The sequence below is a fragment of the Methylorubrum aminovorans genome (assembly GCF_022179725.1).
Classification (GTDB): Bacteria; Pseudomonadota; Alphaproteobacteria; order Rhizobiales; family Beijerinckiaceae; genus Methylobacterium; species Methylobacterium aminovorans.
The window spans coordinates 29,496-42,548 of record NZ_BPRC01000034.1; the positions used below are offsets into that span (position 1 = coordinate 29,496).

The window sequence follows — 13,053 nt, forward strand, 5'->3', positions numbered from 1 at the left end:
TCTTACGAAAAAGCCGCCTGATAAGGGCGGCTTTTGTTTGCGCTTTGCAGGCTGGGCCCAGTCCCTGTGGCCGCCTGCACTGTCCATCGTTGTCATACAGTATCGCTTACTGCTCTTGGGCTTACGAACGCAGGTGCCATACGGGTCGTGTACGTTCGTATGTTCGTATGTTTCTAGGTACGTACAAGCTGGTGTGGGGTGTGCAATACACCATACAGACTTCAGACGGGTGCCAAGCAGAGGTCATGCTGCCCCTGCAGCGACAAACGCTCAGGCGGGAGCAAAGCCGTCCACCAGAGCTTCCGCATAATGGTCCGCTTCGTCCTTGAGTACGAGGCGCGCACCGTCGTCACCCACGATCAGAATTAGGGCCGGTGCGTCCGACCAACGTAGCGCATCGTGGATCCACCAGAGCAGCCTTTCATCATCGCGGCTTGGTTGAGTGCCATAGCCCACGGGGTGGGTATGCCACTCGCCGATGTATGTAAGGTTGTCTGCCGTTTTGGCATGAATATCGACAATTGTTTCGTAGACGCCAACCGTGCCGCGAATGAACCCTGTTGGCTCATGGATACTGTCGGGCGGCGGATCGTAGTGATTGACGACGTAGGCAATCTTGCGGTCGCGATCCCATGTCCCAACCAAAATTCCGCCCGTCTCAAGCTTGCCGGCCCGCTGACGCGCCTCGGCCATCTCGCCCAACAGGCCGCGACGAACCCAGACGGTCCACTCGCCAACCTGGGCCTGCTCGTAGGGCTCACCGTCGAAGGCATGGTACGTGATCCCGGTCAGGCCCTCCCCAGAACGCCAGACATAAATCCCGCCGGTGTCCGGCCAGGACCGGCGGCACAGCGCTTCGACAACACAGCCGGTTAGGGCTGCAACCTGGGTCTGGGGGATCTTCACGCTCGGATTGCGGCAGCCTCCGACGTACAGGGCCACCTCTCCCGGCGACAGGTGGCCAGCAAGCCCAGCGTCGCCAACCAAGTGCCGGTAGTAGCTCATCTCAAGATGATCGAGACGCGGCGATCGCCCTGAACCCTCGATGAGAACCACAGCGTCGCGCCCGGACGGGTTCAGGAAGCAGGATGCCGCTTGGGCCTCACGGACCGCATCACAGGCCAGCCAGCGCGCCACAGGAACCGATGCAGACGCGTCGATGACCCGCCGCATCTCACCAAGGGCCGCCGGCCAGCGACCTCCTTCGGATGGGTAGAGGATATCGTCGTGAATGGCCTCGGCCGTTCCGTCGCCCAAAAGGTAGTTGAGCTCCCGGCCGACAGCCACGGCCTTGCTCCACGCAACATACTCCGGGCCAAGAGCGTGCCGGGCGAGGTTGTGCGGCAGCAGATAGTCATTATCGACGATGATCCTGAAACCGTAGCCCCCGCGACCGGCGAAGAAAGCAATCTGCGAGCCCAGCGCACCTGCACCCAGCAGCGCCGTCGGAACCGCTTCGTTGACAGGAGAACCGGACGCGAGCTGTGCTCGGGCCCGGTCAAATGGCTCGTGGATGTCCGCCGGGATCAAGCTAACGGCAGCGAGGTCCTGAACCTCGGGCTGCATCAGGAGAGGACGCCCCCACAGGCCCTTCTCCTTGAGAAGAATGCCCAGTTTGATGGCGAGATCACCGGACGTGACGTCTTGGGTGATGAAGGCCCTGACCGTCTTAGCCTCCACACCACCGCCAGCGCGCATAAGCGGCGTTGCGATGATCAGGATCAACGGTTGATCAAGCAGGAACTTGGCGTGCGTGGAGTTGTAGATTGCGAGCAGCGCAGCCTTGAGTGCGTCAGAGATGTCCGCACCGATGTCCTGATAGACGCCGACGAGGTGCGCCATATCGAAAGGGATGTCGCGGACACGTCCATGCTCCACCGGCTGGCTCCGCAGGAATATCACTGCGTGCAGGCCCTTCTCGTCCTGCAGCCGAGGTACGTTTTCCTGAGTAACCTCGACAAGCCGAACGGGGCTGTTCAAGCGGTCACTCACCCGGGTTGCAACGCAAAGCGTGCCAGGCTCGATGTCGCCGGGAGGGAGGATCAGGGTCAGGCCAGCCTGCTGAAACAGAGGATCCAGCGGTTGGGCATCGCCATGCAACCGGCCATAGGCGGTTTCGGCCAGCCACCAACGGATACGTTCGACAAACCCGATGGCGGTGTACGTGCGCCGCACTTCGTCGGCCGGTGTTTCGTACAGGCAGAGCGAGCGTGGTTGGCCCGGCAAAGCAACATTGAAATGGGGGACATGGGCCGGGAAGTCCGGTCGCAGCGGGTAAGCGTGCGGCAGGAGATCATCGCGCCCGATCAGCACAGCCATCGGCTCGTCCGGCTCGATGGTGTTGACCAACGCGCGCTGGCCCAACGGCACCAGGACCTTGAGGATCAGGACCTCGTGGCCGCTGTCAGGTTCGCGACGGCACTCCAGCAGCAGAGCGCCATCGTAGCCGCCGGTGGTTATGAGGGCCGCGAGCTGTCGAGCCCGCGGCTTGGTAAGTCCATCGGGAGAGATGGTTTCTGTGAACCGTTCGGCAAACCATGCCTGGGCGTCCATGCTAACCGGCCCGTGGAGCAGTGGGGCTAACCACCGACGCGACGGTTGCTGCAGCAATCGTCTTCTTGGTGGCGCCATCCCGTCCGATCTCAATTACCACCGGCTTGGGGTTCGCCTCGTTGGGCTCTGCCATGGTGACCAGCAACCGCTCGGGCCGGATAACATCCTGCTTGTAATAGTTCGCGGCCTCCCGGTGCGGGGGCTGCACATCCCGGTCCTCATCCGAGTTTTTGACCGGCAGCGGCTTGCTGGGTGACACGATGTACCCGAGCTTTTCACCCTGGGTTTCGCAGAGCCATTTTACCTGCGGGTTCGGCTCAGTCTTGTCTTCACCCTTCTCAGGGCCGATCGCCGTGTAGGAACAGTGATGCGGAAGCTTGTACACGTTCCAATGGAGGCGATCCTCATTCTTATGGTACTTGGTAATATCAACAATTTCCGCCAACACCTCATGGTTGACGTCAGCAGCAAACAGCACGTCGGTGTTGACGCCACCCTCTTGGAACCGCGCCTGAAACACGAGACTGTCACCGTTGCGATCGATGATTTTGTTCTCGTTAGTCCGCGTCGCGTGCGGTGAGTGAGCGAAGAACTCAACACCGTCGGCGCCGAGCGTGAACCCCGGCACCAGCTTGCCGGCATCAACAAAGAAATCCTTGCGCGACGCGACCGTCAATCCCTGACTGGCCAGCCACTCTTGCACGCGCTCCGGGCGCGAAAATACGACAATGCCGTATCCTTCGATCAGGCGATGGCGCGCTTCTTTTTGGATGATTTTTCCATCATCTTTCAGCTTGGTTTCATAGAGCACGCACGCCGGCACCCAGAGCGTGCCAATCTTCTTTCGATCCTTGCCCTGTCGGGTCTTATCATGATCGAACCAGAAGAATTCTCCTGCCCCCTGAGTATGATCATCATCCAGGTGCGTGAACGCAACAACCTTGTATGTATCAGTTTTCGCTAATGCCAGATCGTCTTTCAGCAGCTTCGGCAGATCGGAGCGCTTGTCAAACCTGTCCGTGCGGCACAGGCGGTCCGCATAGTCGATCAGCATACGCTGTTCGTCTCTGAGATTGATGCGGCAGGTATCCGCATTATCCAAATTAAAAAATGTTAGGCTGACCATATCCACCACCCTCAAGCTGCCCAGAACATATCGGGTACAGATAGGGCGAGCAAGGCTGCCAGCTGGAGACTGCTGCGCACCGTTAGGCTTGTGGTCGAACATATCCCAGGTTCTGCGCGGCCAATAGGAGCGTGAGCTGCTCGCCTCGGCGGCTCAGCCGGTCGATCCAGTCCTGAGGCATGGCGTTGAAGTTAGTTGGATAGATATGGGCGGCCTCGCGCGGCACAAGGTCAGCTGGCGGATCCACCAGTTGTCCATCTCGCTGACCGAGATACGGCAGGATAAAATTAGCGATCTTACCCGCCTCTTTAAGTTCATATAGCCGGGCAATTGACGCGTTCTGTGCCCGATCGAAAGTAACATTGATCGCACTGACCATCCGAGCGAGCAAAAATTGGGACGGGGGGTCCTGTCGGAGGCCGTAGCCGGCCGAACAACAGATGATCGTATCGATTTTGGTCACGTTCAGACTGACGTCTGCAGAACGGCCAGGCCAGAAATTTGATAGGCCGAGATTATCGTAGACGCCGCCGTCTGTCAGGTTGATACGCTGACTGGACGTGGCTCCCTGTTTCTCGAAGGTATGAACTTCATCGAATGCCGGCAGGAACAGTGGGTAGGCAGCCGAGGCAGCGACCGCATGGGCAAGCGTCACATCATTGTTCACAAGTCTGCCGAGACGCCAGCTGCCGCTCTCGCGTCGCGCGAACCGAAATGCACTGCCTGTCCGCAGCTCGGTTGCGTTGACCACCAGGTCTGGTCCTGCAGCCGACAATTCCTGAAGCCGCACGCCACGAAAGATGAGCGTGTTTAACGCCTGTTCCAACAGTGATGTCCGACTGGCAAACCGCAAAACTGGCGAGCGGATTTCCCGTAATCTATTCAGTACCTTGATCTCGATCGGCACCAGCCATGAGACAACCGTCACAACCATACGGATAGCTGCCAACACCAAGGCCAGTGTGCTGGTAATCAGCCAAGCTCCGATGATCCTCAAACCCAGCAGTCCGAATAATTGCCTTGCCATGGCTTTGGATAAGCCTCTTCTAAGCAGCTGCTGGATTGTTGCGTCGAATTCCTCGAAAGATCCTTGGTGAGCCTTGTAGGCAGCACCGATAACACTACCGCCGGAAATCGTTGAAATGACAGCGACCCGCTCCAGCAAGCCGAGTTGATGCAGTGCGCGTAAGCATCCGAGATGAAAGGCAATGGCGCGCGATCCGCCTCCGGACAACGCCAACCCGATAATACCGAGATCTTTCTGCATGCTCTTCACCTTACCGAGGGCGGCATTACTAGCAATAGAGAATGCGCGTCATTCAGATTGCTGAACTACAAACCAATGTTGTCATTGAATTCAGTATCTGAACGGGTAGGGACCGAGGAACAGGTCGCCTAGCGCCTTCCTGTTCCGGTAGGTGAACCAGCGCTGGCGCAGGTGCTCGGCCCGGTCGTGCAGGATGTGGCAGCGCTGGCAGAGCGCTTTGAGGTTCTTCGGGTCATTGTTGCCGGGATCGTGGTCGAGGTGGGCGCAGGCGAGATAGACCTGCGTGGTCTCGATCACCGTGCCGGCGGGCAGGCATTCCAGCGGCGCCAGCTTAAGGGGCCGGCCCCGGCTGCTGCGCCAAGTCTGCGCCGCCGCATCCCACCAGCGGCCATCCCCCAGATGGAACACCAGCTGCCCGTGCGGCCGGCCACAGCCCTCGCAACAGCCCTTGGCCCGGCCGAAGCGGATCACGTTGGACAGCTGCGCCCAGTCGATGGGGTAAAAGAAGCGGTTCTCCGGGCGGATCGGCATCGCGTCAGCCCTCCGGGCGCGCCTGGCTGCGCGCGCGTGCCTGCGGGAAGTAGGTGTAGAAGGTCCGCGCAGAGACGCCGAGGCGCTTGGCGATCTCGGCGATCGGGATGGTGCCGGCGTCGATCATCGCCCGGCCGGCGGCCAGGTCGGCGTCAGACAGCCGGCGCGGGCGTCCGCCCTTGCGGCCGCGGGCCAGGGCGGCCTTGAGGCCGGCGTGGGTCCGCTCGCGGTTCAGATCCAGGAAATACTCGGCGATGGTGCCGAGGAAGTTGAACATCATCCGGCCGGTGGCGGTCTCGGTGTCCACCTGCTCGGTGAGGGAGCGCAGCTTCACGCCGCGCTCCTGCAGCATGTGCGCGGTGTCGAGCATTTCGCGCAGGGAGCGGCCGAGGCGGTCGATCTTCCAGACTACCAGCTGGTCCTCGGTGCGCAGGAAGTCCAACGCACCCTCGAGGGCCGGGCGCTTCGTGCCGGCGCGCCCGCTCTCCTTCTCCTCAAAAATCCGGGTGCAGCCGGCGGCCTTCAGGGCATCGCGCTGCAGATCCAGGTTCTGGTCCTCGGTCGAAACGCGCGCGTAGCCGATCAGCATGTGAAGATTGTACGAAAATACCGTTTTTCGCACAATAGTTTTCTTCACATATTTTCTTCACGCAAACGGGGCTGTTTCGAGTGCCAGGGGAGGGCGCTCGCCTCTATATGCAGAAAACGGTCGTTTTTTGCACATGGACCGTAGAAGCATCGGTCAAGGGGTTACGGCTTAGCTCGGGCTTTGATCCACAATTTTTTGTGGGCCAACGCCTAACCGACCCGTTACGGGCGTTGCTCCGCTTACTGCTTTAACTTATCCAACTCCGGCTAACGATCTCACCGCCGCCGGTCCCCCAATGCAGCTCCGTATCAATATTCCTGGACGGATGCAGGACGCTTTGAAGCGGCTGCTGGTCGAGCATTACAAGGGTCAGGATCCACGACTGGTCTGGTCCCAGCTGGTGGCCACACACTCGCCGACCATTTTGGCCTCCGGCTTTCAGTCGATCACGTCGCAGATCCAGGATCCGGATTTCTATCAGGACAACTACCAGGACGATTTCACCGTCAACGACGAGCACGAAGGGTTCTTCAGGACGGCCAAAGGCCTGAAGATCACGCGGGCGGCCAAGAAGGCCGAGGGGAAGAACGGGCATACCGTCAGGAACAACAACGGCGCCGTGATGCGCGAGGTGCTGTTTCTGGAACTGATCCGCTGCAACTTTATGCGCCTGAACGACGACGGCAGCGTTACCATAAATATTCCAAATAAATAAGCAAGCTATACAACAGATTGTATTTGACGCGGTGCTCCGCGAAGCGCTGAATGCTCTTGGAACCTTTTTCTTTCAACCTCGGTGGTTGAAAGGTTCCGTTTCAGCGTGGCTGTCGGGCCACGAATGAGGAGGGCCACCCGCAAGGGTGGCCCTCTGCCTTATTAGCTGTTCCGCCGCCGCCGCCGCGCGGTGAGCCACAGCTGCACGCCGGCGATCGTGCACGAACCGCCGGCGATCGCGACGCCGGCGAGGTTGATCCAGTCGCTAACTTCCATGGTCTCCTCGGTGGTTGCCCTGAGCGGTGTCGGCCGCCCGCGCCTAACGCACCAATAGAGATAAGCTACGCGGAACCAGATAAAAGAGATCGTTTCAGACTTTATCACCGAATACATCGTTGCAAGGCTGAACTATAGCTGGATTTTCGGCGGTTTATTCAGGAGGCCCGCCAGATCAGCTTTCCTCGGCAAGATTGGTGTTGCAACTCAGGCTGCTCCGCTTACTAAGCCCACCTCGGGACGGGTGGCTCGGTTGCCGTCGCAGTGCCAGGGGCGACGCCATCCTGCGCCTACCCCTGATCGGTGGATCAAGACGCGGCGGCGCAGGATGGTGAACACGGCTCGGCTGTGGCCGGCGACAGGGCCGTGGGCTCCGCCAGCGCCTCGATGATCCGGCAGGCGCCGACGCTGCCGCCCGCACAGGTGTCGATCATCCGGGTCAGTTCGCCCCTGAGCGCCGTTAGCTGCGCAATCCGCGCATCCACGGCGACCAGCTGCTGGCGGGCCAGCGCATCCACGGTGCCGCAGGAGGCGTCCGGCTGCTCCTGCAGGGCGAGCATGGTGCGGATGGCGTCCAGCTCGAACCCGAGCTGGCGGGCATGGCGGATGAACGTCAGCCGCCGCACGTCTGCGTCGCCATACAGGCGGCGCCCGCTCTCGCTGCGCTGTGCTTCCGGCAGCACACCGGACCGCTCATAGAAGCGGATAGTTTCAATGTGGACGCCGGTACGCCGCGACAGCTCGCCGATCGGGATCAAAATGCGCTTGCTCCTGTAGTGGCTACAGGATGTAACGTCGAGAGCAATGAGACAAGGATTTTGAGAATGGCTGCCGCCCCCCGGCAGAGAACGCGCCGCGCCTGGCACTGGACCGCACTGGTCCAGGCGCTGGTGTTTGCGTTCGTGCTGGCGGTGGTCGGCCCGGTCCCTGTTGAGGCGGCCCACCAGTCCCATCCGGCGGCCGTCGCCACTCTCAGCCTGAGCGCTGACCAGCCCGCCGCGGCCGGGGAGGGCGATGTCTGCCTGCTCTGCCACCACCACTGCGGCTGTCACCAGGCCGCCTGCCCGGTCACCCCGGTTTCCTTCATGCCGCCGGCACCCGTCCGGGTGACCTACCGGCCGACCGCGCAGCAGGTGGTTTCGATCAGCACCGAAGGCCTGCTGCGTCCGCCACGCGCCTGAGCTGACCACGCCATGCGGCGTGGCGCCGGCGCAGAGCCTGTTGAGGCCTGCGCGGCCCTGTTCTGATCCGCTCACCACAAGGGAACGGTCCAACCCCTCGGCGCCCCAGGGCGTCCCGGGCTGGCGTCCCGCAAGACACATCCTCCATGCGCGCTCTTCTCCTTCTTCCTGTTCTGGCCGCCGGCATCGCGATCGGTGGTGCGGTGCCGGGCATCGCCACGCACACTCAAGGCGCGCTCGCCCGCCTCGGCCTCGGGCCGGCTCCGGCGGCTCCGTCCACGCCGGCCGCCAAACCCGACGACGACGACCACGACCAGCCGGCCAAGCCCGCCGCGCACGGCCACACCGGCGAGGAAGGGGAGGGCAAGGAACACGGCGAGGCCGGTGAGATCCACATGACCGCCGAGCAGATCACCAGCCAGGAGATCGGCACGGCGTCCGTCGCTGGCGGCACCCTGTCCCGGCACCTGGTGGTGCCCGGCACGGTCACCCCAGATGCCGACCGCCTGGTGCGCGTGCCGGCGCGGGTGGTCGGCACCGTCGCCGAGATGCGCAAGCGCCTGGGCGACAAGGTGCAGAAGGGCGATGTGGTCGCCGTGCTCGACAGCCGCGAGGTGGCGGACGCCAAAAGCGACTTCCTGACCGCCGGCGTGCAGGCCGAGCTGCAGAAGATCAACTTCGAGCGGCAGCAGAAGCTGATCAGCAGCCAGGCCACCGCGCAGGTGTCGTTCGACCAGGCGCGGGCGACCTACCAGGAAAGCCAGCTGCGCCTCGATCTGGCCCGCCAGAAACTCTCGGCCCTTGGCCTCAACGCCGCCGAGGTGGCCGCGGCGGCCAAGCGGGACGAAGCCACGCCCAACCAGTCGAGCCTGCGGCTGTTTCCGCTGCGCGCGCCGATGGACGGGCGGATTGTTGAGCGCAAGGTTGATGTCGGCACCAAGGTCGGCAGCGAAGGCGACCCGGCTGACGTCTACACCATCGCCGACCTGTCCACGGTCTGGGTTGAGCTGGCGGTGCCGACCACCGCGCTGCTCAATGTGGCCGAGGGCGCCAAGGTGCTCATCGGCACCGGCACCGACGAAAAAACCCTGCGCGCCGAGGGGCAGGTGGTCTTCATCAGCCCGTTCCTGAACGCGGACACGCGCAGCGCCCGCGTGATCGTCGCGCTGCCCAATCCGGACCAGACCTGGCGGCCGGGCACCTTCGTGACCGCCGCGGTGGCCATCGCCGAGGAAACGGTGCCGGTGCGCGTCCCGCGCACCGCCCTGCAGACGGTCGAGGGCAAGCTGGTCGCCTTCGTGCGCACCGACGAGGGCTTTGAACGGCGCGCGGTCAAGGTCGGCCGATCCGACGACGATGCGTTCGAGGTCACCGAGGGCCTGGCCGCCGGCGACGAGATCGCCGTGGCCAACACCTTTTTGCTCAAGGCGGAACTCGGCAAGGCCGAGGCCGACCACGACGACTGAGGGTGCAGCCGATGATCTCCCGCGTCCTTGATTTCTCCGTGCACCAGCGCTGGCTGGTGGTGCTGCTGTCGCTGCTGGCCGCGGCGCTGGGCGTCTATTCGCTCAGCCGCCTGCCGATCGACGCGGTGCCCGACATCACCAACAACCAGGTGCAGATCAACACCACGGCGCCCGCGCTGTCGCCGTTCGATATCGAGAAGCAGGTCACCTACCCGATCGAAAACGCCCTCGCGGGCATCCGGGGCCTGGAATACACGCGCTCGCTGTCGCGCAACGGGTTCTCGCAGGTCACCGCGGTCTTTTCGGAAAAAACCGACATCTACTTTGCGCGCCAGCAGGTCGGCGAACGCCTGCAGGAGGCCGAGCGGGCGATGCCGCCGGGCGCTGAACCGCGCCTGGGGCCGATCACCACCGGCCTCGGCGAGATCTACATGTGGACCGTGCGCTACGCGACGCCGGCCGAGCGGTCGCCGGTGCGGCCCGGCCAGCCGGGCTGGCAGCCGGACGGCAGCTATCTGACCCCGGAAGGCCAGCGCCTGGGCACCGAGGTCGAGCGGGCCAGCTACCTGCGCACCGTGCAGGAATGGATCATCCGCCCGCAGATCAAGACCGTGCGCGGCGTCGCCGGGGTGGACGGCATCGGCGGCTTTGAAAAGCAGTACCACGTCCAGCCGGACCCGGCGAAGCTGACCGCGCTCGACCTGTCGTTCAGCGACGTGGTGCGGGCGCTGGAAGCCAACAACGCCAACCAGGGCGCCCGCTACCTCGAGGACAACGGCGAAGGCTACGTGGTCCGCGCCGCCGGCCGCCTGGAAAGCATGGACGAGATCGGCAGCGTGGTGGTGACCACCCGCGGCGGCGTGCCGGTGCGGATCAGCGATGTGGCGGAGGTGCGCATCGGGCGCGATCTGCGTACCGGCTCGGCGAGCGAGGACGGCCGCGAGGTCGTGGTCGGCACCGCACTGATGCTGATCGGCGAGAACAGCCGCACGGTCGCCGCGGCCGTCGATGCGCGCATGACCGAGATCCGGCGCTCGCTGCCGCCGGGGATCGTCGTGCAGACGGTGCTCGACCGGACCCAGCTGGTCGAGGCGACGGTGCACACCGTCGCAAAAAACCTGCTGGAAGGCGCCGGCCTGGTGATCCTGATCCTGTTCCTGCTGCTGGGGAATTTCCGGGCGGCGGTGATCACCGCGCTGGTCATCCCGGTGGCGATGCTGCTGACCATGACCGGCATGGTGCAGGCCAAGATCTCGGCCAACCTGATGAGCCTGGGCGCGCTGGATTTCGGGCTGATCGTGGATGGCGCGGTGATCATCGCCGAGAACAGCCTGCGCCACCTGGCGGAGCGCCAGCAGGCGCTCGGCCGCGGGCTGACGCTGGAGGAACGCCTGGCGACGGTGCGCGCCTCGGCCGAGGAAATGATCAAGCCGTCCCTCTACGGGCAGGCGATCATCATTCTGGTCTACGTGCCGCTGCTGACGTTCACCGGCGTCGAGGGCAAGATGTTCGAGCCGATGGCGCTGACAGTGATCCTCGCTCTGGTCGCCGCGTTCGTGCTGTCGCTGACGTTCGTGCCGGCGCTGATCGCGATCGCGCTGACCGGCCGCGTGCAAGAGCACGACAACCGGCTCGTGCGCGGCCTCAAGCGGCTTTACCGGCCGGTGCTGGCCGGGGCGGTGCGGGCGCCGCTGGTGTTTGTGGTGGGCGCGCTGGTGCTGCTGGCCGGCGCCGGGGGGCTGTTCACCCGGCTGGGGCAGGAGTTCATCCCGACGCTGGATGAGAAGAACATCGCCCTCAACGCCACGCGCATTCCGTCTACGTCGCTAAGCCAGTCGCAGGCGATGCAGGCGCGGATCGAGCAGGTGGTCAGCCGCTTCCCGCAGGTCGCCTACGTGTTCTCAAAAACCGGCACGGCGGAGGTCGCGACCGATCCGATGCCACCCAACTCGTCCGACGCCTTTGTGATCCTCAAACCCCAGGACCAGTGGCCCGACCCGTCGCTGTCCAAGGCCGAGCTGCAGGAGCAGATCGAGGCCGCGGTCGGCAAGCTGGCCGGCAACGTCTACGAGTTCTCGCAGCCGATCCAGCTGCGCTTTAATGAGCTGCTGGCCGGCGCCCGTGGTGACCTGGCGATCAAGGTGTTTGGCGACGAGTTCGCGCCGATGACCAGGGCCGCGGCGCAGATCGCCGCGATCCTGCAGGGCACGCCCGGGGCCGAGGACGTCAAGGTTGAGCAGACGTCCGGCCTGCCGTTCCTGGAAATCCGGATCAACAAGACCGAGGCCGCCCGCCTGGGGCTGAGCACGGCGACCATTCAGGAGGTGATCGGCGCCGCCATCGGCGGCCGGGAAGCCGGGATGGTCTTTGAGGGGGACCGGCGCTTTCCGATCGTCGTACGCCTGAACGACCAGGTGCGCGAGAACCGCGAGGCGCTGGAAAACATCCCGGTGCCGCTGCCGCCCGGCCCGACCGGGCGGGGCACCTCGGTGCTGCTCAAGCAGGTCGCCAGCTTTTCGGTGACCGAGGGGCCGAACCAGATCTCGCGCGAGAACGGCAAGCGCCGGGTAGTGGTCACCGCCAACGTGCGCGAGCGGGACATCGGCTCGCTGGTCGCGGACGTGCAGGCGCGGGTGGCCAAGGAGGTCCAGCTGCCGCCGGGCTACTACGTCAGCTGGGGCGGCCAGTTCGAGAACCTGGCCTCGGCCCGTCAGCGCCTGCTGATCGTGGTGCCCGGCTGCTTCGTGCTGATCTTCCTGCTGCTCTACTCGGCGCTCGGTTCGCCGCGGGATGCGCTGCTGGTGTTTTCCGCGGTGCCGCTGGCGCTGACCGGCGGGATCGTGGCGCTGTGGCTGCGCGGGATGCCGTTTTCGGTGCCGGCGGCGGTGGGGTTCATCGCCCTGTCCGGCGTCGCGGTGCTCAACGGCCTGGTCATGCTGACGTCGATCAAGCAGCTGGTTGCCGCGGGCAAACCCCGCCGGGAGGCCATTCTGGAAGGCGCGATGGTGCGCCTGCGCCCGGTGGCGATGACCGCCCTGGTGGCCTCGCTCGGGTTCGTGCCGATGGCCCTGGCCACCGGCACCGGCGCCGAGGTCCAGAAACCCCTCGCCACCGTGGTGATCGGCGGCCTGATCAGCGCGACCCTGCTGACGCTGGTGGTGCTGCCGGCGCTTTACGCCCGCTTCGGCGGGCCGGCCCCGCAGCAGCCGGCCAAGCCGCTGGCGCCCGAGCAACCGCACGTGCCCCTGCGACAGGCCGCCGAGTGAGGGGCTGCGGATTTTGCTTGAACCTGTAGCGACTACAGGTCGTAGGCTGCCGGTCAACTGACGAAAGGAGACACCATGGCGGAC

The 13,053-nt window shown here is 64.1% G+C and carries 10 protein-coding genes; 4 read left to right on the plus strand and 6 right to left on the minus strand.

Translation table 11 applies throughout. The annotated features are described in order from the left end of the window. Positions 1-270: 270 nt before the first annotated feature. The 5 genes from cap2-3 to MFF24_RS25195 all read right to left on the minus strand — a co-directional run bounded on the left by cap2-3 (position 271) and on the right by MFF24_RS25195 (position 6,066). On the minus strand, positions 271-2,553 hold the full coding sequence (gene cap2-3, locus MFF24_RS25175) for an anti-phage 6A-MBL system cap2_3 protein (protein ID WP_238228733.1): 2,283 nt from the start codon (positions 2,551-2,553) through the stop codon (positions 271-273). A 1-nt stretch (position 2,554) separates the two neighbouring features. Continuing rightward, positions 2,555-3,781, minus strand: a complete 1,227-nt coding sequence (gene mblB, locus MFF24_RS25180) for an anti-phage 6A-MBL system MBL-fold protein (protein WP_238228734.1) — start codon at positions 3,779-3,781, stop codon at positions 2,555-2,557. Beyond that, positions 3,762-4,946 (minus strand): patatin-like phospholipase family protein, encoded by a 1,185-nt coding sequence (locus MFF24_RS25185; protein ID WP_238228735.1) that lies wholly within the window; start codon positions 4,944-4,946, stop codon positions 3,762-3,764. The genes mblB and MFF24_RS25185 overlap by 20 nt, the downstream gene beginning before the upstream one ends. A gap of 90 nt (positions 4,947-5,036) precedes the next feature. Continuing rightward, positions 5,037-5,477, minus strand: coding sequence for a hypothetical protein (locus MFF24_RS25190; protein WP_238228736.1), 441 nt, complete (start codon positions 5,475-5,477; stop codon positions 5,037-5,039). Between the two features lie 4 nt (positions 5,478-5,481). Continuing rightward, positions 5,482-6,066 (minus strand): recombinase family protein, encoded by a 585-nt coding sequence (locus MFF24_RS25195; RefSeq protein ID WP_238228737.1) that lies wholly within the window; start codon positions 6,064-6,066, stop codon positions 5,482-5,484. 295 nt (positions 6,067-6,361) lie between these two features. Between MFF24_RS25195 and MFF24_RS25200 the strand changes: the two genes are divergently transcribed. Continuing rightward, entirely contained in the window at positions 6,362-6,781 is a 420-nt protein-coding gene (locus tag MFF24_RS25200; protein WP_137830747.1) for a hypothetical protein, read from the plus strand. Positions 6,782-7,364: 583 nt separating this feature from the next. Here the strand turns inward: MFF24_RS25200 and MFF24_RS25205 are convergent. After that, the gene (locus MFF24_RS25205; RefSeq protein ID WP_231347170.1) at positions 7,365-7,814 is read right to left on the minus strand and encodes a MerR family transcriptional regulator; all 450 of its coding nucleotides are present in this window, start codon (positions 7,812-7,814) and stop codon (positions 7,365-7,367) included. A gap of 66 nt (positions 7,815-7,880) precedes the next feature. Between MFF24_RS25205 and MFF24_RS25210 the strand changes: the two genes are divergently transcribed. From MFF24_RS25210 to MFF24_RS25220, 3 genes are all read left to right on the plus strand, one after another. Beyond that, a complete protein-coding gene (locus MFF24_RS25210; protein WP_238228738.1) occupies positions 7,881-8,237 on the plus strand; it encodes a hypothetical protein in 357 nt (118 codons plus the stop codon). Between the two features lie 146 nt (positions 8,238-8,383). Then, complete coding sequence (locus MFF24_RS25215) at positions 8,384-9,703, plus strand: efflux RND transporter periplasmic adaptor subunit (RefSeq protein ID WP_238228739.1); 1,320 nt, start codon at positions 8,384-8,386, stop codon at positions 9,701-9,703. 11 nt (positions 9,704-9,714) lie between these two features. After that, positions 9,715-12,969: an efflux RND transporter permease subunit gene (locus tag MFF24_RS25220; protein WP_238228740.1), complete on the plus strand. Its 3,255-nt coding sequence runs from the start codon at positions 9,715-9,717 to the stop codon at positions 12,967-12,969. Positions 12,970-13,053 lie beyond the last annotated feature (84 nt).